This is a genomic window from Acetobacter okinawensis JCM 25146 (genome assembly GCF_000613865.1).
GTDB lineage: Bacteria > Pseudomonadota > Alphaproteobacteria > Acetobacterales > Acetobacteraceae > Acetobacter > Acetobacter okinawensis.
Map to the genome: position 1 here is coordinate 51,092 of NZ_BAJU01000003.1, position 20,765 is coordinate 71,856.

The 20,765-nt window shown below is 49.9% G+C and carries 16 protein-coding genes and 3 pseudogenes; 8 read left to right on the plus strand and 11 right to left on the minus strand.

Annotated features, from left to right (window positions below):
• Window positions 1–4: 4 nt before the first annotated feature.
• Window positions 5–925 (minus strand): ABC transporter permease, encoded by a 921-nt coding sequence (locus tag JCM25146_RS02680; protein WP_025825705.1) that lies wholly within the window; start codon window positions 923–925, stop codon window positions 5–7.
• 52 nt (window positions 926–977) lie between these two features.
• Window positions 978–2,135 carry a SidA/IucD/PvdA family monooxygenase gene (locus tag JCM25146_RS16705; protein WP_242400871.1) on the minus strand — a complete coding sequence of 386 codons (1,158 nt, stop codon included), beginning with the start codon at window positions 2,133–2,135 and terminating at the stop codon, window positions 978–980.
• Window positions 2,136–2,675: 540 nt separating this feature from the next.
• Here JCM25146_RS16705 and JCM25146_RS02690 point away from each other — a divergent pair.
• A complete protein-coding gene (locus JCM25146_RS02690; protein WP_159101949.1) occupies window positions 2,676–3,632 on the plus strand; it encodes a LysR family transcriptional regulator in 957 nt (318 codons plus the stop codon).
• Between the two features lie 46 nt (window positions 3,633–3,678).
• Here JCM25146_RS02690 and JCM25146_RS02695 read toward each other — a convergent pair whose 3' ends face one another.
• The 3 genes from JCM25146_RS02695 to JCM25146_RS20565 are packed head-to-tail and all read right to left on the minus strand — an operon-like array spanning window position 3,679 to window position 6,942.
• A complete protein-coding gene (locus JCM25146_RS02695; RefSeq protein WP_025825709.1) occupies window positions 3,679–4,566 on the minus strand; it encodes an alpha/beta fold hydrolase in 888 nt (295 codons plus the stop codon).
• Between the two features lie 44 nt (window positions 4,567–4,610).
• Window positions 4,611–5,651 (minus strand): TonB-dependent receptor domain-containing protein, encoded by a 1,041-nt coding sequence (locus tag JCM25146_RS20560; protein WP_051543941.1) that lies wholly within the window; start codon window positions 5,649–5,651, stop codon window positions 4,611–4,613.
• A 19-nt stretch (window positions 5,652–5,670) separates the two neighbouring features.
• Window positions 5,671–6,942: a TonB-dependent receptor plug domain-containing protein gene (locus tag JCM25146_RS20565; RefSeq protein ID WP_051543943.1), complete on the minus strand. Its 1,272-nt coding sequence runs from the start codon at window positions 6,940–6,942 to the stop codon at window positions 5,671–5,673.
• Window positions 6,943–7,701: 759 nt separating this feature from the next.
• Between JCM25146_RS20565 and JCM25146_RS02710 the strand changes: the two genes are divergently transcribed.
• From JCM25146_RS02710 to JCM25146_RS16720, 7 genes and pseudogenes are all read left to right on the plus strand, one after another.
• Entirely contained in the window at window positions 7,702–8,109 is a 408-nt protein-coding gene (locus JCM25146_RS02710; protein ID WP_148298952.1) for a hypothetical protein, read from the plus strand.
• A complete protein-coding gene (locus tag JCM25146_RS02715) occupies window positions 8,102–8,677 on the plus strand; it encodes a peroxidase-related enzyme (RefSeq protein WP_051543946.1) in 576 nt (191 codons plus the stop codon). Before JCM25146_RS02710 ends, JCM25146_RS02715 begins: the two co-directional genes overlap by 8 nt.
• Window positions 8,678–8,709: 32 nt before the next feature.
• On the plus strand, window positions 8,710–10,794 hold the full coding sequence (locus JCM25146_RS02720) for a hydantoinase/oxoprolinase family protein (RefSeq protein ID WP_025825716.1): 2,085 nt from the start codon (window positions 8,710–8,712) through the stop codon (window positions 10,792–10,794).
• Window positions 10,795–10,891: 97 nt separating this feature from the next.
• Window positions 10,892–12,456 (plus strand): annotated as a pseudogene (locus tag JCM25146_RS24725) (hydantoinase B/oxoprolinase family protein).
• A 508-nt stretch (window positions 12,457–12,964) separates the two neighbouring features.
• Window positions 12,965–13,093: a transposase gene (locus tag JCM25146_RS25110; RefSeq protein ID WP_408734901.1), complete on the plus strand. Its 129-nt coding sequence runs from the start codon at window positions 12,965–12,967 to the stop codon at window positions 13,091–13,093.
• A gap of 252 nt (window positions 13,094–13,345) precedes the next feature.
• Window positions 13,346–13,567, plus strand: a complete 222-nt coding sequence (locus JCM25146_RS25115; RefSeq protein WP_408734902.1) for a hypothetical protein — start codon at window positions 13,346–13,348, stop codon at window positions 13,565–13,567.
• A gap of 180 nt (window positions 13,568–13,747) precedes the next feature.
• A pseudogene (locus tag JCM25146_RS16720) lies at window positions 13,748–16,019 on the plus strand (TonB-dependent receptor).
• Between the two features lie 46 nt (window positions 16,020–16,065).
• Here JCM25146_RS16720 and JCM25146_RS02750 read toward each other — a convergent pair.
• From JCM25146_RS02750 to JCM25146_RS16725, 6 genes and pseudogenes are all read right to left on the minus strand, one after another.
• A complete protein-coding gene (locus JCM25146_RS02750; protein ID WP_025825718.1) occupies window positions 16,066–16,365 on the minus strand; it encodes a hypothetical protein in 300 nt (99 codons plus the stop codon).
• On the minus strand, window positions 16,362–17,819 hold the full coding sequence (locus tag JCM25146_RS02755) for a PepSY-associated TM helix domain-containing protein (protein ID WP_025825720.1): 1,458 nt from the start codon (window positions 17,817–17,819) through the stop codon (window positions 16,362–16,364). The genes JCM25146_RS02750 and JCM25146_RS02755 overlap by 4 nt, the downstream gene beginning before the upstream one ends.
• Window positions 17,819–18,031, minus strand: a complete 213-nt coding sequence (locus tag JCM25146_RS22370) for a hypothetical protein (protein WP_159101950.1) — start codon at window positions 18,029–18,031, stop codon at window positions 17,819–17,821. The genes JCM25146_RS02755 and JCM25146_RS22370 overlap by 1 nt, the downstream gene beginning before the upstream one ends.
• Window positions 18,032–18,188: 157 nt before the next feature.
• The gene (locus JCM25146_RS02765; protein ID WP_035371861.1) at window positions 18,189–18,710 is read right to left on the minus strand and encodes a RidA family protein; all 522 of its coding nucleotides are present in this window, start codon (window positions 18,708–18,710) and stop codon (window positions 18,189–18,191) included.
• Window positions 18,711–18,714: 4 nt separating this feature from the next.
• Window positions 18,715–19,131, minus strand: coding sequence for a c-type cytochrome (locus JCM25146_RS02770; RefSeq protein WP_025825725.1), 417 nt, complete (start codon window positions 19,129–19,131; stop codon window positions 18,715–18,717).
• Window positions 19,131–20,731: pseudogene (locus JCM25146_RS16725) on the minus strand (FAD-dependent oxidoreductase). Before JCM25146_RS16725 ends, JCM25146_RS02770 begins: the two are co-directional and overlap by 1 nt.
• Between the last annotated feature and the right edge of the window lie 34 nt (window positions 20,732–20,765).

Genomic DNA, 20,765 nt, shown 5'->3' on the forward strand with positions numbered 1-20,765 from the left:
ACATTCAACCCCTGCTGCGGATGCGGGGGTCTAGAAACTGATAGAGCAAATCGACAGAAAGATTAATCAGGACAAAGAGTGCTGCATCTATGAAAACAGCCGCCTGAATAACAGGAAAATCACTTGCCTGAATTGCCTGAATGGTAAGCCGTCCAATGCCGGGCCATCCAAACACTGTTTCGGTTACAACGGAACCTCCCAGCAGTTCGCCAGTTAGCAACGCGACCATGGTTGTAATGGGGATAAGGGCATTACGGGCAATGTGCCAGCACAGAATGGTAGTTGGATATAAACCCTTTGCTCGTGCTGTACGAATATAGTCTTCCTGCAAAATATCCAGGATGGAAGAACGCAACAGGCGTGCAAGTGACGAAAAAACAAATACTCCTAAGGTTGCAGCCGGTAGAATTAGATTCGACAGGGTTCCATAGCCGCCCGCAGGGAGCCAGTGCAGATGCACGGCAAACCAGAGAATAAACATAATACCGAGCCAGAAGGTTGGCGTTGCCTGAGCCAGAACAGCAACAGCCATGATTGTCAGCTCGGCAATACCCCCTTTTTTTAAGGCGGCAACAGCGCCTGCAATTGTTCCGGACAGCACTCCCAAAAACAGAGCGGTGCTGGCCAGAAGAATGGTGGCGGGCAGTCTTTGTAGAACAACCTGAAGAGCAGAGTAGCCGAATATAAAGCTTTTCCCGAAATTCCCATGCAGGATGTCAATAACGTAGTGGATGTATTGTTTCCATAATGGTAGATCAAGGCCATAACTATGGGTTAAGGCAGCGATTTGCGCATTGGTGGCCCCGATAGGAACAAAAAGCGTTATAGGGTCTCCCAGAATACGGGTGATGAAGAAAACAATTGTTACAACGCCCCAGACCGTAACCAGAGCCTCTCCCATCCGCTTAAGAAAAAACATGACCATTAAATGACTCATTCCAGAATGAGAGAGGGAGCGCTCGGACCCTTCCTGACTGTCAGCGCGCGGGGAGAGGTGTATTCATCCATTCATCACCTGATAGTTCCGGATCATTGTAAGATTCCAGATCTTGGTAATGAATGGCGCAGTCTTCAACAAAAAACGACTGTGTAATATGGCGTGTCAGGCGCTCTGCCCCTTCGCTGATTGCAGGAATGTCACCGCTAACCTTGCCGTGCGACAAGGTGGCCGGAAAGCAGAAGCAGTGTACAAAATGCAGCAGAGGGCATGATCCTGGTTTTTTTTCCTGGAATTCAAAACCGTCCCCCAAATCTGGTGAATTTAAAAGTTCCTGATTTTCAAATCCAGAAGGCATATCTTCAGCTGTCGGCTTGAAGCGATCTTTCCAGAAACGAATATGCGGTGCAAGGCTTGATAGCTCCGGGCGTAAAGAGAGGTCGACATTAAATCCCGTAGCAGAAATGATAAAATCAGTATCCAGCACACCTTGAGAGGTTGTGATGGATACATGATCCGAGTGGGCAGAGCAGGACAGGAGTTCGCAGTCCAAATGGAAAAATGCGTTTTTATGTGCACTGACCCTTAAAACACTGGAGCGTGGAGGAGGGGTCTGGTGGGAGAGAACGCAATCAAGGAAACGCCATTTCCAGTGGTCCGGTAGCGCATGAAAACCATGCACTACGCCCATGCTACCGATTCCAGTAAACTTATTGACACGTGGCAAATCTTTGCGGCGTATCAGCACATCGACCCGCGCCGCGCCAGCCTCTAGTGCCGTGGCAGCGTTGTCCATGGCTGAAGCACCTGCACCAATAACGGTTACGTGCCGGTTACGCAGTGTAGAAAAATCAAGTTTTTCAGAAGAATGCATCCAGAATTTGCGAGGGATCTCTTTGATAACAGAGGGTGTATATCCACCTCCCAAACCGTCCCGGCCTGTAGCAAGCACCAGCCTGCGGCAGAGAATGGTCTCAGATACGCTCCCTGTTTGCACCGTGAGTGTAAGAAGCCCGTCTTTATGAAAAGCAATGTCGCGCAGATGCACTCCGTTGCGGACTGGTGAGTTTAATACGCGACGAAGCCAGATTAGGTAATCCTGCCACATGAGTGTTGGAATTTTATCCAATTCTTCCCATGCTTGAACACCAAAGCTGGCTTCATACCATGCGCGGAATGTAAGGCTGGGAATACCCATGCATGGACCAGAGAGAGATTTGGGTGAGCGGAGTGTTTCCATGCGGGCATAGGTTGTCCAAGGCCCTTCATGCCCTGCGGGAGACTGATCAAGAATAACGTGTTGGTAATGCCATATCGTTTGAGATAGCCGGATACGGTTATCCCGGCCATACCCCCCCCAATGATGACGACGTCTATGACCGGATTGCCGTCTACCTTGCGTGCGGGGATCCATGTGGATGTAGGTTGGTTGAGCCATGTCAGGTCCTGCTGAATGCGTAGTTCAAGCTGCTGGAGTGCGCTCATTTGCTCAGTGGGTTTGAAAGCTGACATGTCTGATCCTTCGGGTCATTAGCAAAACGGAGTGAGCGATAGTCATTAGTCAGGTAGGCTACATGTGTGTGTTAGATCGTTGCTGCATATGTTATAATGCATAATATGCACTGTAAATTACTATAATTGTTTATTTTGCAATCATTGTGGCGCATGCTGCGTGCATTTCCTCAAGGATGCAGACATGCCATTTACGCCCCCGATATTTCGAGAGTATAATTTGTCCATGATATCCGAACTTCCTGATCTGAAGCAGATTGAAGCTTATTGTGCCGTTATGACTTCTGGCAGTATGTCGGGGGGGGCAAAGCTGTTGGGGCGCTCCCCTTCCATGGTAACACGGCTGATTCAGGACCTTGAGGAGGCTCTCGGGTTTACGCTGTTTCATCGTAATGGACCGCGTATTGCGGCTACGGACCAAGGAGTACGCTTCTACCGCGAAGCGCAGAAATTGCTTGGCAGTATTCATAGACTGCAAGAAAATACGCGCTCCATTGCGCATAATGCAGAAAGCTCTTTGCTTATAGCTGGCACTCCAGCCCTTGTGGGTGGACTTCTGCCGCGCGCTATTGGTCGTCTGCCAGCAGCGCTGTTGCCTAACCGGTTGCACATTCAATCTGCGTCGGCACAAGAGGTGATTCACATGGTCGCCCGGAAGGAAGCTGAGCTTGGCGTGGTCAGTTTTCCGTTTAACAATTCCGGCGTAAAACTTGCCTGGGTCGGGCAGGCGGATTGCCTCGCGGCGGTATCCGTCCATGACCCTTTGGCCAGATGCAATGAAATTGACGTCAAGGATTTGTCGGGGCGCCGGTTTTTGACCATGGGCGACCCCTTTCGGATACGTAGTCGCATTGAGCGTGCCTTGTCGGATGCTTCTGTTGTGCCATCGGGGGTCATGGATTCTAACATGGCCATGGTCATGTTTAATCTGGTTGGGCAGGGGTTGGGTGTAGCCATATTGGACCCCGTAACTGCCACGACGTTCAATCATCCGGATATTGTCGTCAAACCCATTAATGTGAGCATCTCCTACCTTTTTGCTGTTATCACGTCTGAAGGCACTGTGTCGCATAGTGTGCTTGAATTGTGCGATATCCTGAAACAGGAATCGGCCGCCATGCTCCCGGCTTTTCATGTTTACGATGAAGATGCAGTCGATTTTAATGATCATGAGGGCACTTGAATTAACACACTTTCATGGGTTGTGCGGTGGCTTTGCTTAAAAGTGGTCAGACGTGCTTGCTCAGAAAATCAGAAACCAGTTGGTAAGCCGTATCCGATGGTATGGCGTGGTTCGTATTGGGTATGATTTTCAACTCAGCATGTGGAATATCTCTGGCGATCCTCTCAGACTGATCTTTCGGGCAGATCCAGTCATTCGCGCCACACATGACCAATGTTGGGCATGGGATAGATTTAAGGTCATGTGTGACATCGTAAGAATGATCGGCAAACAGATCGTTATGAACGTGCGCATTATATCGTGTGGTGGAAACCTGTAAGGCAAGCCTGTCCCGGTCAAGGGCGTCAGGATTTTCTTCGTAGAGGGGAGCAATGGCAAACATGATAAGCCGGAATTCTTCATCATTCACGATGGTAGGCGTAAAGACCTTTTCAAGCATTTTTTCCGTTGCCATTGGGGCATACTGCGCACGACTTTTAAAGTTTTCTAACGCTCCCTGTTCATGATGCCAACTTGGAGCTGTGCCGCGTAAAATAAGAGCCTCAAGCGCATTAGGATGGGTAATGGCGTAGCTGAGTGCGATCATGCCTCCAAAAGAACCACCAAGCAGAATAATCTTTCTATTATTGCAGAGTTTCCGCCGAATGCACTCTATATCATCGACCATTTGGGCGAAGGTAAAAGGGGATTGCGTTTCTGACCGTCCGTGCCCGCGCATATCAAAGCCTATGACACGGTAGGATCCGGCTAAGTTGGCATAGGTTGCGAACACGGCATCGTGGGTGCCAAAACCACGTCCACCATGCAGCAGAATAATAGGAATGCCAGATTCCGGACCAATGGAGGATAGTGTTAACAGTGCTCCGTTAACATCCATCTGAAATGTTGTTGCACGCCATAGGTCATCGTGAACTGTTTTGGAATACTGCGACATGCTTCTGGTCCAGACTGGTGGTTATGAGTGATGTTCAGGGCGTATCAATATGTGTAGCTGACGCGCCCGCCAATGAAACGCGGTGCGCCGGGCAGCCAGTTTACGTCGGGCGATGCAACATTGCCGCTGGTATAATAGCGGTTGCCGAGCAGATTGGTGGCATATGCCGTTACACTCCAGCGACCTTTGTTCGGGCGGAAAGTAATATGGCCGTTGAGCAGGAAGTAAGAGGGAATTTTGTAAACGCCCTCACCAGCTGGAGCTAATGCCTGCTGTCCGACATAGGACCAGTCCAGCCCCAATTCCAGGTCATAACGACGCGATGGCTGGAACACATATTCCGCTGATCCATTAAAAGTCAGTTTTGGCATACCATTATCCACACCATTGAAATTTTTATAAATGGGTGTGTAATAGCCATGAACTTTGTAGAACGCAGCAACAGACGTCTGATCAATCGTGTTGAAGTTCTGGTAATGTCCCCTCTGGTAACCAATGGTTTGCCGTAACGTGAGGTGTTTAATGGGTTGTAACTGAATACTGCCTTCGACACCTGTATTCTCGGATTTGGGAATATTTACATAGTAACCAAGGCTACGCGCGCTGGTTACATAGCGCCCCAGATAAACCTGATTTTTGTATTCATTATGGAAAACAGAAACATTAAGGCGCAGTTTTCCTGGGATAAGGTCGCTTTTAAAGCCTGCCTCATAAGTAATGAGGTGCTCAGGTTTGTAAGGTGTGAGCTGAGCCTGCTCAGTGGTGTTGTTCGCAGTAAAGCCCCCAGGACGCGAACCGCTACTGACCTTGGCGTAAAGCATCAGGTGAGATAACGCCTGCCAGTCCACACCGCCAGACCAGTTAAACAGATGACTGGAGGTTCTTGTGTCGTTAAATTGATACAGGCTTTTTATGGCATTGGGGTTGTTTGCCAGATACTGTGTTGTTCTTAACCCATTCAGGTTCTGCCAGTTATTCTCTTCGTTTCCAGAAGCATGAAGCGTTACTGTTCTGCTCAAACGATAGGATAGGTTAATAAACTCATTTAATGTGTTCTGTTTTTGTACATAATTGGTCTCAGACATATAGCCTGATGGCGTGTCGCTAAAATTGTAGAAAAAAATGAGTGTCGAGGTTTGTATAAGTATAATAAGCTCCAGCTTTCCACTGAAACCTATTAGAGTTTTGAGAGAAAAGAGCGACTTCCTGAGAAAATGTTTGCTGTGAAAAGCGGCGGAAAGAATCATCCGACGCAAAATTAGATGCATCCTGATCAGAATACTCGCCTACATTCGCCTGATCATAAGCTGTAATGCTTTCCAGGCCGAATGACCCGAAAGAATGGGATACCGTACCATTCAGGCCCCACACTGTATTATGTTCACTTGGAGCACGGCAATGCTTGAGTGAACTGAGTTGCGCAAAGGCAGAGCTGCAACTCCACAACGCCTCGCGGCGACCAAGTGAGGTGTTGAGATTCAGGGAGGGGATCAGATTGGTTTGTGGCTGTTCATTGAGCAGCTCGGAATGATCAACCGTGACGTATCCACCCAAGGTGACAGTTGTATCAGTATCCGGGCGCCAGCGCAGTTTGCCTCGGATCGCCGTTAGGTCAGCATCACCCAGATTTTTGCCAGTTTGAGGATTGTACTGCCATCCTCCTCCTTGCAAAGATTGCGCGGCAAGACGGAACGAAAGTTTGTCTGTAATCGGGCTGGATACAAAGCCATACAGGCGGTTGCGTGAGTAGCTCGCAATATCTTCGGTTATACCATAAGAGAGTTTGTCAGTTGGATCGGCAGTATGGAGGGATACTTCCCCGCCGGTATCCGTCTGGCCATGGGTAAAACCTACAGGACCTGGGGTAACATCTACCGATTGCAAATCAAAAAATGCCCCTGCGGTTGCAAAGGAAAAAGGATAAGCAATGCCATCTACATAGGTCATGACCGAGGGGATATTATTTTGAGTAAAATCCTTCATGCCGATCCCACGAAGATAGAAATTGACCGCCTGCCCACCATTCGTGGACTGGATGACCAGATTAGGTGCAAGCTTGGTCAGGTCATTAATAGATGTCACGCCCTTTTTTATTAGCTCTGCGCTGTCGAGATGTGTGGCGGCATCTGGGTCATGCTGTGCTTTTTGGAAAGCAAAGCTTTTTGCAGCAACTACGGAAACCTCTTCTTTATCGGCAGCTTTAATGTGAGGGCTGGCAGACGCTTTTTTGCTATGTGCGTGGAGCGTCTGGCTTTTGGCCTCTATTGGCAGCACGCACAAACTCGCACTGGCAAGCAGATAGACAGACCAGTGCCTCCATATTTGTATCTGTGGAGCAATATCTGGGTTTTTTCGTGTATTATAAGCGTATCTCATAAGGCCAGAACCTTTTGCTTTCCATAATGCCAGGAAGTGGCTGCTTTTGCTGAATGAGGTAGAGTTCAAGTATTGCGGCAGAGGTGTTGCGCCACGTTAAAAGGCAGCGTGTGCCAATGCGGGTCCGCAACATAGAAGTGAGCAGGGTATCAACGCATGGGGGCAGTGCGCGTTCGTTGCCTGCATGGCGTTGCATGCGGCTGGAATAAATGCGCCATAGCCATTGTGGTTAAGGTGACGCATCAAAGGATTCAACTCCATCGCTGGCAGGACATGCTCGGTAGCGGCATCGAAGATGCACAAAAATTCATAATATGCGACAATACGCATTGTTGTTGCTATTCATGCAAATCACATGCAGAAATGTCAATAAATTTAAATCACTCCAAAAAAATAGTTTAATTCTGCAGGGTTAAAAATTTAGTTAAATATCTGAAAAACAAGATATTTTAAGAGTGAAGTGGTGTCTTTGTTTTCAATATCAATGTGCTTCGAGATACCGAAAAATATATAAGAATCTCCCAATCTTGGTAGTTTTGTGAGTTTCATCAAGAGTGCTGTGAGGCGGAAATAACGCGCAATTCGGATTGAGGTGTAATTTTCAAACGATATGGTTATGCATAATTTCTAATATACGTAATTCACTGTATTTTATGTTGCATAAAATGAAATAAGATATTAGAATGTTGCTGTATATGACCCGGAGTGAGGTGGGAAACTCAATTGATCACAAATGGCGATACAGGAATCCTGAAGCAGTTGACGGCTCTTTCTCCTGAGTTGGTGTCTGACGTTTCAGCTTTTCGGGATGCCGTCCTTAATCCGGAAGACGATTTGGGGTTGCCATCAGCAATGCGCTGGAGGTTGGCTGCGCGCATTGCTGGTTGGCTCGGCGACGAAGATCTCGCCGCTGCGTATCGGCGGGTCTGCGCGACAAACGAAGATGCGGTGTTTATTTCAAAAGAGCTCCAAAAGAATTTGGAAGAGGCAATCATCGCATATGCCAATAAAGTTACAAATCACCTGAAATCTGTCTCCCGTGAAGATATTGATGAACTGGTGCTGGCAGGCTTGAATACACCGCAGGTCGTGGCGCTTTCCGAGTTGTTTGCTTTTGTCAATTTTGAGTGTCGGCTCAGGATGGGGTTGGATGCAATGCATGGCTAGGTTTTCTGTCAAACCCTTGCGTTGGGAACCATATCTGCCTCCTGTAGATGTCGCCGAGGCAACGGACGCGCAATTGGCTGCTATGCAGGTTACTCCTTCGGGAATAAAAGTATCGCCTTATGTCAGAACATTGGCGCATGACCCGCAATCCTATATTGCGCGCACACAGCTTTATAATCACATCATGTACGCCAAAGATGGTCTGGCCCAGCATGATCGTGAGTTGGTGGCGCTGGTTACATCTCTTATCAATGGATGTGTATATTGTGCTTCTGTACATGCGCGCAAATATATCAGCCTGACTGATCGGGATGATATTGTGCAGGAATTGTATGTTCATGGTGTTGGTGGAGCATTTGATGTGCGCATAAAAGCACTCATCGATTTTTGTTATCACCTTGCAGTCAGCCCAGTAAAAACTGATGGAAGAGCAAGTGAAACTCTGAAGAATCGGGGCTTCTCATGTTCGGAAATCGTTGATGTTGTTAAGATAGTTGCCATTTTTTCCATGGCTAATCGTTTAATGCACACACTTGGCCATGCACGCTCAATGCAGGATCGTGCCTGAAAATTACAACCGGTCAGGGTAAGGGAGACCGCATGATGGCGGCTAATCAGGGTAGAGAAAATGGTATTCGTGTAGGTGTCGATACCGGTGGTACCTTTACGGATATATCAATCTATAATCCACAGACCGGAAAAATTTCTGTCTGGAAAGTGAGTAGTGTCACTGATAATCCGTCAGAAGCCATTATCTCAGGTGTGCAGGGCGGGCTGGAAACCTTTGGCTATGCCGCTACTGACGTAGATTATCTGGGACATGGCACAACCGTTGCGACCAATGCTCTGATCACGGGCAATCATGCCCGAACGGGTATGGTTACAACCGCAGGTTTTAGGGATGTCCTGGAAATACGCAGGCAAACACGGGCTGACCTGTATGATCTGCAACAGGAAAAAACACCAGTTCTGGCGCTACGGGATCTTCGGCATGAAGTGCAGGAGCGTGTAAATTTTGACGGTTCTGTGCATATTCCCTTGAATATAGAAGATGTGCGCAGGGTGGCCCGTATTCTACGTGAGCAGAAAGTAGAAGCCGTTGCGGTCTGTTTTCTTTTTTCTCACCTTTACCCTGAGCATGAAGAGGCAGTGAAAAGTATTCTTGAAGAAGAAATTCCTGGAATTTTTGTGTCATCTTCAAGTGAGGTTGTGCCGGTCTATCGTGAGTATGAGCGTTTCTCCACAACTGTGGTTAACGCGGCTCTTGGGCCGATCATGCAAAGCTATCTGAACAAGTTGTGGCCGCGTTTGCAGAATATTGGTGTTAATGCACCTGTGCATCTGACCCAGAGTAATGGTGGTGTCATTTCGTTACAGGATGCAGCAGCTTTTCCTGTGCGCACCGTATTGTCGGGGCCAGCTGCAGGCGTTGTTGGTGCCTTGCAGATTGGTCTGGCAGCGGGCTTTCCCAATATGATTACTTTTGACATGGGAGGCACTTCAAGTGACGTGGCTCTTATTGATAATGGGGAACCACAACTTGCAACGGATATTGTCGCACATGGCCACCCACTTAAAATTCCCATGCTTGATATTCATGCTGTTGGGGCAGGGGGCGGATCTATTGCGTATGTGGATTCAGGCGGGCATCTCAAAGTTGGGCCGCATAGCGCTGGCGCGGTTCCCGGTCCGGTCTGCTATGGACAGGGTAATGTGCAACCAACAGTAACCGATGCCAATGTGGTTTTGCAGGTGCAAAATCCCATACATCTGCTGGGCGGGCGTCTGGCGATTGACCAAGTCAAAGCCCGAGAGGCAATAGCGGGGTTGGCTGCAACTCTGGGGTTGGGCGTTATGGAAACAGCCCAAGGTATTATTTCGGTCGCCACGGCAAACATGGCTAAAGCCATTCGTGTTATTTCGGTTGAGCGTGGATATGACCCGCGAGATTATGTGCTTATGGCATTTGGTGGCGCAGGTCCGGTCCATGCTTCTCGCCTCGCACGGGAGCTTGAAGTGCCACGTGTGCTTATTCCGCGTAACCCAGGAATCCTGTGCTCCATGGGTCTGTTGATGACAGATCTGAAGGCACATTTTACCACGGGTCGGATGATAGAATTATCTCCAGCAGGTATTCCTGACCTGATAAGGGATATTTCCAGCTTGGATCAACAGGCTACAGATTGGTTCGAGCGTGAAGGCACTGCACTGTCGGACCGGGCCGTTAGTAGAAGTCTGGATGTGCGTTATCTGGGGCAGGCATTCGAACTGACGGTAGAGGCACCTGCCGGTGTGGTGGACGAAGCTTTTGTTGGCGAAGTGCGTAGGCGCTTTGAAGTGGTTCACCAGCAGATGTATGGATTTGTCTCCCCAGAGGAACCGATCCGTGTAGTGGCTGTCAGACTTGAGGCCATAGGGGCTGTGCCGCGCGCTGCATTAGTGCCAGACATGACGGAAACCGATAGCCCTGTTGAAGATGCCATTATAGGTGAACGGGCAGTATGGCTGCCAGAAACAGGTAGTTTTACGCCATGCACCATTTATGAACGGGACAAGCTCCTTTACGGTCATTGCATTGCTGGTCCAGCGATTATTGAACAGATGGACTCGACAACGTTTCTGCTGCCGGGGCAGATAGCCCGCGTGGATGGTTATCTCAATCTACTCATTGAGGAGAGTGTGTAATGAACGGAAGTTTCATGATACTGAAAAAACATCTCCGGTCATTGACCCGATTACTGTTGAAGTCATTGGGAATGCACTGTCCACAATTGTCGATCAGATGGGACGGGTGCTACGGCGCTCAGCATACTCTGCCAACATAAAAGAACGTGGCGACTGCTCTGCGGCTTTGTTTGACACAACAGGCCAACTTATTGCGCAAGCACAGCATATTCCGTTCCATCTTGGATCGTTGCTGGGCATTGCGGTCGAAACGCTCGCGCGTGTTGATCTGGATAGTGTTAAACCGGGTGATGTTTTTATCGGTAATGATGCATACACGGGTGGAGGAACCCATCTTAACGATATTGTTTTTTTAGAACCTGTTTTTTACGAAGAGAGCATTGTCGCGTGGGCTGCAAATCTGGCTCATCATTCTGACTTTGTTGATCGTGGACATGCGCATATTTATCAGGAAGGATTAAGAATTCCACCCGTAAGGCTCTACCGCGCGGGCAAGCTGCAGCAAGATGTTTTCGATCTGGTTTTGCTGAATTGTCAGGTCCCACATGAGCGAAAAAATGATTTCCGAGCTCAGATGGCAGCCAATCGTATGGGGGTGCAGCGTTTTCAGGCCCTGTGTGAGCGTTACGGCGTTACCCTTCTCGCAGGAGCGACTAAACTGCTTCTTGATTACTCAGAGCGCAAGACCCGTGCCGGTATCAACGCCTTAAAAGATGGGACGTATTACTTCAAACACGATTTTGATACTAGTCTCTGGCCAGAAATTCTGTCTTTGGTGGTCAGTATTGAAGTCAAAGGAAGTGAAATTCATTTTGATTTTGAGGCTGCCCGCCTCAGACAAGATCAGGTTTGAACATGGTGTTTACCATGCTTCAGGCATCAGTTTACTATGTAATCAAAACCTTGATAGACCTTGATACGCCAGCAAATGCTGGGTTCCATCGTCCTGTTTCAATTAGTGCGCCTGAGCAGTCTATTGTCAATGCGCGCTCACCTGCTGCCGTTTATAGCCGCCATGACGTTGCACAGCGTTTGATTGATATGATGTTGGCGGCATTGCTTGATGCTGTCCCAGAACGGGGGATTGCGGCATCAACCGGGATTACAGTCATGACAACAAGTGGCTTACATCCGCGTACCGGGCGCTTCAATGTGTATAATGAAAGCATGGGAGGTGGCATGGGGGCGCGGGCCACGCGTGATGGTGTGGATGGCGTGCATGTGCACGGCACAAATTCTGCCAACATCCCTGTTGAAGCATTGGAAACAGAGCACCCTTTGCGTGTTGAATGTTATGAATTGGTGACAGACTCAGGTGGGGCAGGAGCATTCCGAGGAGGAATGGCTATTCGCCGTCGTATTACTCCCATTGGCAACGCTGTGTCTCTCAATGTCGGTGGACCACTGAATCGTGTTCCGGCATGGGGAGTGCTGGGGGCACAGCCTGGTGGGTTGTCCCGTGTAGAATTGAGTGCTGGAGCGACGCCGTTAGTGCAACGGAATGGCATCTTGCGACCGGGTGAAAGTGTTACGGTCATTACATCGGGTGGTGGTGGTTATGGTGAGCCTCATTCACGATCGCGGGAATTGGTGCGTAAAGATTTGCGTGAAGGTCGCATTTCAGAACGGGCTGCAAAAGAAATTTATAATTTGAAGATTTGATGGCGGGAATTTTTATAGGAGTGAAAGGTAATGATATCGGAGATGAGTTACAATATTATAAGTAATGTTGATTTCAGAGCGTCTTTGTTTGTGGCAATATTTATTAATTACTTCATCTTGATGGGTGTTTTCTGGATAATGTTTGTTTTTTAAAATTCAGGGTAATTCTCCACGGATCACGTTGGTTTTTCTTTGAAGGGAATACCGGCGTGGTCTCTGTTTTTTGAGTTTTTAATGACCTAAACTGCGTCGATGTGGATGCTCTATTCTGGTCTCAGGGGCAGAACCGGGGCTTTATGAGGCCGTCAGATGTGCTACTCCACGCCTTCTGATGCAGGCATCTGTACTATGCTAGCCTCACGACCTGTTAATTCATTGAATTGAACGGTGTTCCGTGTTTCACAGTCTTACCTATTTGAGGTGGTGCGGTGAGTGACGTGTGTTTGCTGTCTGAGAGGCAGATAGAGCGGATTGAGTCATTTTCCCTCTTGCGCACGGAGTACCATGCATGGATGACCGGTGCGTTCTGAGCGGGATCGTTTATGTGATCCGCAACGGCTTTCAGTGGAAGGATGCCCCGAAAGCGTATGCTCCGCACAAGAATTTGTATAATCGCTTCATCCGGTGGGGCCACTAGGGTGTCTTTGACAGGATATTTGTTGTCCTGACAGAACAGGCTGGCCCTTCAATGCGCCTGATGATCGATGCAACACATCTCAAAACACACCGGGCAGCGGCCTCCCTGCTTAAAAAGGGGCTTTTCTCCGCCATATCGGACGGACAAAAAGACGGCTTGAACTCAAAGTTCCATGCCGTATGTGATGGACAGGGACGCCCTGTCCGCCTTCATCTGACTGCTTGAGAGATCAGTGATTTCAAAGGCGCTGATGTGCTGCTGGCGGACCTGCCGGATGAGACAGAGGAAGTCATCGCTGATCGGGGATACGACAGCAATAAAATCAGACAGTCTCTCGCGGATCGGAGCATTACCGTTTGTATTCTGCCAAAGAAGAACGGGCGGCGTGTTGCGACCCGATATGGCCGGTGCGCTCATACATTCATGTCCGCAATTCATATCGCAGCAAGAGTCATTTTTTACCTCAAAAAATGAGTCCTGAGCCTAAGGCGTGCAAACCCTTCGAGACCGCGTACGCCAGATATGAAAGGTGTGGCAGGCACGCGGGAAATGGGCGCCGCTATTGTGCAGTGCATCCCGCGAGAGTTGCTATTGCAAATAACTTGCATTTACGACATAAGCGCCAGAGCCAATATCACCATGTGAGTCCTAAAAATGAGTTTTCGTGCATTCTGCCTGAACACACTCTCAGTTTCTGGTCTGCTAATGGGCCTCGAGGTCTCTGCGGTTTCCATAGCTGTTGCGGGTAATGCAGACCCGTCTCCCCGTAATGCGCAACGGGCAGGGGGATCTGTGGCTAAGTCTTCGGGCAGTCAGGCTAAAAAGTCTGATAAACAGACACGTGACAACAAAAATCTGGGTCAGCAAAGCCAAGAGAACGAAAATATCGTTGTGAGGGCTGCTCGCCAGAACCGTATGTATGTTTCCAGTGGTGGTGATCTTGGCGCACTGGGAAAGAAAAAAGGTTTGGATGTGCCTTTTAATATTCGCAGTTACAATTCCAGCCTGATTTTGAACCAGCAGTCACAGACGCTCGGAGATGTCTTGCTGAATGATCCGACCGTGCGGACAACTACGGGTTATGGGAATTACGCACAGCTTTTCCAAATCCGTGGTTTTACGTTGTATGGGGATGATGTGGCTATTGATGGCCTGTACGGTGTAACCCCACGCCAGCTGGTTTCTCCCCAGTTATATGATTCAGTGCAGGTGCTCAATGGTGCCAGCGCCTTTCTTAATGGTGCAGCACCGGGTGGCTCCGCCATTGGTGGTAACGTCAACCTTGTGCCTAAAATTGCTGGCACTACGGATATTACGCGTCTTACCGGGGATTATACTAGCAGTGGTCAGGGGGGAGGGGCCTTTGATATCAGCCGCCGTTTTGGTCAGGACCATGCTTTTGGTTTGCGTTTTAATGCCGCTGGTATGGACGGGGATACCCCGATCAGGGACGAACGGCGTGATGACGTCGCACTCGGCGTTGCTTTTGACTGGCACAATGATGATACGCGCATCAACATGAACATGAATTACCAGAAACAACAGGTTTTTGGTGGTCGCAGCGCAATTATTGTCTCCAGTCTGGCAACAACCATGCCAACACCTAGAACAACGGCTCCTTCCGCCAACTGGGGACAGCGCTGGGCTTATACGGATCTTAGCTATGTGTTTGGTACACTGAATGTAGAGCATGATTTTGGATCGCATATAACCGCTTACGGAAAATTTGGTGCGCAAAGTGGTAACGAAATGGGCAATTACGCGACCACCACACTCACCAATTCCATTACCGGTGATGGCACTGTAGGTGCTATGGCGACCGCCTATAATGTGATGAATGAAGCTACGCAGGCAGGGTTACGCGGGCATGTCACGACCGGCCCGATCAAACATGAACTGAATGCCGGTGGGGCTGCTACATGGGAGGCATCGGATTCCGCTTATGCTATGAGCCTGACATCACAAGCAGGTAATATCTATAACCCGACACAATTTACGCCGTCTGAGAGCTACGCCCGAGGCAACATGAATGACCCCGGCCGCGTATCATGGAATAAACTCTACAGCCTTTTCCTGTCAGATACCATGACCGTCTGGCACGATCGCATCGCTTTAACGGGAGGTTTCCGGTATCAGGATATTCTGTCCAATTCCTTCGATTATGGTACGGGTAGTCCGCTGTCGCATTATAGTTCTGCGGCTTTTTCACCCGTCATTGGGCTTGTTATTCATCCTACCAAGCATACTGCGCTTTATTTCAACCGTATTCAGGGGCTGTCGGCAGGGACGACCGTGGGGTCAACCTATGTTAATGCCGGTCAGGTTTTTGCGCCTTATCAGAGCACCCAGTATGAAGTCGGCGCGAAGTATGACGTCGGGCGTTTTTGCAGCCGGTGTCGCTTTCTTTCAGACGTCCATGCCTTATGGCATGACACAGAGTGTTTCCGCCAGCCAATCCATCTACACTCAGGATGGCAGGCAGCGTAATCAGGGTATGGAACTGACCTTCAATGGTGAGATCGTGCACGGCCTGCGCTTTAATGGCGGGTTGACTCTGATTGACGCCAAACAGGTCCGCACGTCAAACAACCTGTATAACGGCAATACGGTTATTGGCATTCCTAACTACACCATAAACGGCAACCTTGAATATGATGTGCCCTTTATCAAAGGTATGACACTTGTCGGGCGGGTTATCAGCACAGGCAAACAGCAGTTTAATAATGCCAACACGGCACACCTGCCTGCATGGTCACGTTTTGACCTTGGTGCGCGCTACACATTTCTGGTTGATAAAAAGCCCCTTACGGCCCGGTTTGAGGTCACGAATATTGGCAACCAGCGTTACTGGGCCTCTGTTTACCAGAGCAACCTTATTATGGGTGACCCGGAGACCTTCAAATTTTCCATCAGCGCCGATCTCTGATCGGCAGGAATGGTCTTAAACCGTAGCTGATGGGTGGCTCTGGGCGTCACCGGTGTGACTGAAGGCACGCCAGACCCAGAGCCGTGACGACTCCTGCGAGGGAAAATGTGCCGCACCAGTAGAATATGCCAGCCGTTGGGCCGGCGGTCATGCACAGGGCAAGAGACATCAGTGGGGCTGCCAGCAACACCAGTTTGCCCAAACCGCTTGGGACTGGCCCATTATAACCCAGCAGACGGCAGATTTTAGGCTGCTGGATTGCATGGGCGCTCAAAACAATGACCCACGTTATAAAAGCCCATAATGGTGCGCCATCCAGAACAATGGTAGGTATGAACTCCTTCATGTCTGGTGAGGGGCGTTCAGGCGTTGATGGATTGCTTTGGCACTCATCCCAACCACCAGCGCACAGCAATCGATTGCGCAAAAAATGTTTCTGCCCAATAGAACTGTCCAGCTCGAACGGGTCAGAATATCCAGAATAGGCAAGCCCATGCCTAGGATGGTGACTGCCAGCAATTGCTGCCGCCAAGCCGACATGGCCCGCTTGGCAAGAACCAGCCCCCACGCATGTAGCAGGCTGAAGAGCCAGATAGCCATAAAGATATTGCGTTCCCACATCACGCGGGAGGCGAGCGTCGCACTTAGCAGACGATTGGTCCAGAACAAACCGAGTGCTGCAACCACAAAGCCGACCAAGACTGCAATTACGAGAGATTCAGCCAGACAAAAGCTGATTGTATTCCCATAGCGGCGGCGATACCGCATAAGAAAAAGCACAAGACCGCTTGCAATAAGCAGTGTTCCCCCAAGTCCGGACAGAAAATAAAGCCATCGGAGCGGTAATGGTGTCCAACGGGCAAAATGAAACCCTCGGAAGCCCTGCGATAAGACCGTTGTAGCGCCAATGTGTTTTACATGGCGGAGGAAAGCCCCATCCTCGTAACGGAACTCTGCTTCATCCCGGGTCATCAGAAAGCTAGCTCCATCAGCACGCACGGCACTGATGTGATGTGGGTTAAACAGGAAAAAACCGATCTGTCCGGCTCCAAACTCCGCCTCTGCCCGTGTCAGCATGGGGGTAAGGGATGGTAATGCCTGCGGTGTTTTAAGCGCGGTTGGCATTGGGCCTGCTTGCCGGTGAATGGCCGCACCGTCAGGCAGGACTGCCGCTGCATGAATAATAACGCCAGTATACGTTATGCCCACAATAAACGGCAGAAAAAACACACCGGCAAGGATGTGCCCATCCAGCCAGGCCCGTGCGCGCGCTGCAAATGGGCGGAACAGCACAAGATCTGGCAACAGTAAACGTAGATGGATGATAATGCCGGAGAGTATACCAACCAGCATGGCCAGACCCAGCATATCGACAACGCGGCGCCCCCAGTCGCGGCCCAACCAGAGCGTGAAATGCAGGTTATAGAAAAGTTGCCCCCCAACGGTCTGTCTGACGTTGATGCGTTGCCCATCTATCGGGTCCAGCGCTGGGCCGACAAATTCATGCCCATCATACTGCAACACTCTCAGCACGGGATCACGCACTGAAGGGAGGGAGAGAAAAGGTTGCTTGCCTTGAGCGCGCAGCGTTTCCAGATTTTGACGTGCGGCTTCAAGTGCTTTGGGGGAGGGAGCGAGGCCAGACGGCAGCCTTGAGTTTTCTGGCTGCATCCAGCGGGTTATTTCTGTGTTAAAAACAGCCAGCGTGCCACCAGCAAAAATAACGCAGAGAAGCAGCCCGGTTACAAATCCAATCCAGGTATGTAACCATCCCAAGCGCTGGCGCAGTGTGTCACGCATCAGCCTAGCTGGCAGGCAAGCATTGCCAGTGTGCCTATTATGCCTAGCGCCAGCAGACCATAACGGTGCCATCCAAAACCGATGATCATGAATATGGGAATAAGTAGGCAGGCCATAATCTGGCCAGCCACATAGGCATTTTCACCTATGGAGGAGAAGTGTAGGGCAACAGCCTGCACAATGGCCGCACCACTCCCCCATGCCAGACTCATACATATGACAAGACGTAACACACGCGAATAAGCAGGAGACCACGCTTTGAAGGGAATTATGCGACTCATTCTCATGTTATTATAATGAAGCGCAACAGAGGTAAAGATGTCGGGCATGCTCACAAAGCTTTCTGGCCTGTGAGCATGCACCGGATAATTAGTGGTGAGACGGTCGGACGGCTACGACCTCAATCTCCACCAGCCACCCCGGGTTGGCGAGCTGCGCTACACCAAAAGCAGAGCGAACCGGCAGATTGGGTTGTGACTTGGTGCCAAAAAACTTGGTGTAGCCTTTCATCATGCCTTCAAAATCAAGCTTTTTGGTTTTTGCATCTGCCACCATAAAAACATGCATCTGCACCACGTCTCCCATGGTTAGCCCCATGCCTGCAAGCGTGTCCTCTATCCGTTTGAGGGCTCCTTCCGTCTGTGCTGCCATGTCACCATAAGCTTCCAGACTTTTCTGTGGTGCTTTTGTGTTGGTAACGGGGGCCCCCATACCGCTCAGATAAACGGTGGAAGAACCGGCAGGCACTTCAATTGCTGAAGCAATGGGAAACGTTGGCTCGTTATGTCGGATAATATCACTTTGGGCATATGCCGGTGCTGAAGACACGGAGGCTGCCAAAACTGTTGTTGCAAAAAGGGAAGAAACTCCTGCGAGTTTGAATATGTGCATAGTCTTATTGCTCCTCGGCTGTCAGATGGGGACGCATCAGAGCGACTTCTGACGGGTTGAGTTTATCTGTATAATGATTACCAAAATGCGTACGAATATAGTTCACCACATCCGCAACCTGTTTGTCATTCAACAGGCCGGAGAACCACGGCATGGCTCCATAGCCGTTAAGAATGACGGTTGCAGGGTAACTAGCAGCCTGCAAGTGTGGGTTATGTGCCAGAGCTGGAATTTGTGCTCCAGCGCCTACGGCGCCCTGCCCATCTGGCATATGGCAGCTCTGGCAGATGTGGCGGTAGATTGCCTCGCCCGAGGGTAAGGCTTCTATTTTGCCAGAAATTGCACTTGCGCTATCAGCCCGGGCAAAACCGGCAGGCACAACAACAGCCATTAGCGCCGAGAAAAGGAGAAATTTACGCATCAGGCTGCTCCCAGGGCTCGTTTGTGCAAACGTGTAACCGCATCCAGCGCGGAGAGAATGGCTCCTTCCTGCCAGCAGCCGACGTAAGACGCATGCTCGCCTGCCAGAACCAGCCTCTGGTCAATGGAGCACAGCGTTTTATAGTGCGTTTTGCGTGCCTCCTCGCTCCACATGGAACAGCAGCCCAAGGTCCAGGCACCCGGCTCCATGCAAAACTTACACCATTCAGAAATTCCTTGCGGTACTGGGGGTGAAAAGCCATTCCCTGCTTTATGCCTTGTTCCAGTCGCTCCTGTGGAGTCATTCCTGCAAAGTCATATGCGGCAGGGCCAAACATATAGCCCCCCAGCAGCACGGCTGGTCCTTTGGAAAAAATGCCGTGGCTTGGGTAGGAAATCTGGCTGATGGGCTGATCCGTAAAGCTGATGCCGCCGTAAATCTGGTCATCTTCCTCCCAAAAGCGGCGCTTGAATTCCAGACCAAGTTTAACAGAAGATGCATAGGGTACAGCACCGATGGCGGCCTTCATTCCATCACTCACCTGCACATCCAGCTGTGACAGAATGGAGAGAGGGATTGTGCAAACACAATAATCAGCCTTTGCCTGACGCACCACACCACCATGCTGCATGTCGTTATAGGTCACACTAACACCATGGTCATCCTGGTGGATGGCCGTGACCTTGCAGTTGAGTTGCAGGAGGTCTTTAACCTGTCTGGTAAAAGCCTTGCCAATATTGTCCATCCCCCCCACAGGCTGGAACATTGTTGTCTGCATATCCAGCCGTTCATGGAACGCCATCCAGTTCCACATGCCTGACTTCCAGATTTCACTTCTATTCATCAGGTCCGAAGGTATTGGGGCACCATTAAGCCCGCCGCCCTGTGGCTTTTCAAACCCGCGTCGTAGCGAGCTGAGATTACCTTTGGTATAGGTCAGTTCCGGCGTAAGGGCCCCCCATCCCTGCATGGCGTCTTTCAGGTGTGCCACCTCATCAGCACTCACCAGATCATCGAGCTTGTGCTGGTCCACAGCTTTAGCCAGAAGCTCTGCGGTAAAGCCTGTAAAATCAGATGCCAGTTCCCGGTAACGGACTGCTTTGCCACCAAAAGAACCGGTCGAATGGAGCCAGCTATTATGGTTCAGCTCAATAAAGGGTTCCAGTTGCACACCAAACTCGCGGCAGTAGTACAAAAGCCCTTGATGGTGGTAAGGAATACGCCACGGGCCGGGGTTTATGTAGTTCCCGGGAGCAAAGCCAACTTTTTGCGTTGCACCGCCCAGCTCCGTTACCGTGTCGCCTCCACGCAGGCTAATGTTGCGACCACCGCTACGTGTCTGGAATTCAATAATTTTAACATCATAGCCTGCTTTGCGCAGTTCATAAGCACTGAGCATCCCCGCAAGTCCTGCTCCGAGCACCAGAACCGAGGTTCCTTTTTTGGCTCCAGACAGTTTGGGAGGGCCGGAAAAATCCGTTCCCATGGCATGGCCCATACTGGTCATGGCTTGGTAAAGTGCAACGCTTCCTGCCAATGTACCAATACGGCTCAGAAGTTGCCGCCGTGTTTGTGAATGGGTGTTTGATGGACTTGCCATTGAGTATCCCTGCTTTTTTCTCTTACTCACGGTT

What these genes read in the sequence shown, in the direction of transcription:
- JCM25146_RS02690 (WP_159101949.1), top strand. Translation starts at nt 2,676, where the DNA reads ATGATATCCGAACTTCCTGATCTGAAGCAGATTGAAGCTTATTGTGCC.
- JCM25146_RS02720 (WP_025825716.1), top strand. Translation starts at nt 8,710, where the DNA reads ATGATGGCGGCTAATCAGGGTAGAGAAAATGGTATTCGTGTAGGTGTC.
- JCM25146_RS02695 (WP_025825709.1), bottom strand. Translation starts at nt 4,566, where the DNA reads ATGTCGCAGTATTCCAAAACAGTTCACGATGACCTATGGCGTGCAACA.
- JCM25146_RS02750 (WP_025825718.1), bottom strand. Translation starts at nt 16,365, where the DNA reads ATGAAGGAGTTCATACCTACCATTGTTCTGGATGGCGCACCATTATGG.
- JCM25146_RS02770 (WP_025825725.1), bottom strand. Translation starts at nt 19,131, where the DNA reads ATGCGTAAATTTCTCCTTTTCTCGGCGCTAATGGCTGTTGTTGTGCCT.
- JCM25146_RS20560 (WP_051543941.1), bottom strand. Translation starts at nt 5,651, where the DNA reads ATGTCTGAGACCAATTATGTACAAAAACAGAACACATTAAATGAGTTT.
- JCM25146_RS25110 (WP_408734901.1), top strand. Translation starts at nt 12,965, where the DNA reads ATGGATGACCGGTGCGTTCTGAGCGGGATCGTTTATGTGATCCGCAAC.
- JCM25146_RS02680 (WP_025825705.1), bottom strand. Translation starts at nt 925, where the DNA reads ATGGTCATGTTTTTTCTTAAGCGGATGGGAGAGGCTCTGGTTACGGTC.
- JCM25146_RS02765 (WP_035371861.1), bottom strand. Translation starts at nt 18,710, where the DNA reads ATGCACATATTCAAACTCGCAGGAGTTTCTTCCCTTTTTGCAACAACA.
- JCM25146_RS02715 (WP_051543946.1), top strand. Translation starts at nt 8,102, where the DNA reads ATGGCTAGGTTTTCTGTCAAACCCTTGCGTTGGGAACCATATCTGCCT.
- JCM25146_RS20565 (WP_051543943.1), bottom strand. Translation starts at nt 6,942, where the DNA reads ATGAGATACGCTTATAATACACGAAAAAACCCAGATATTGCTCCACAG.
- JCM25146_RS22370 (WP_159101950.1), bottom strand. Translation starts at nt 18,031, where the DNA reads ATGAGTCTGGCATGGGGGAGTGGTGCGGCCATTGTGCAGGCTGTTGCC.
- JCM25146_RS16705 (WP_242400871.1), bottom strand. Translation starts at nt 2,135, where the DNA reads ATGGGTATTCCCAGCCTTACATTCCGCGCATGGTATGAAGCCAGCTTT.
- JCM25146_RS02755 (WP_025825720.1), bottom strand. Translation starts at nt 17,819, where the DNA reads ATGCGTGACACACTGCGCCAGCGCTTGGGATGGTTACATACCTGGATT.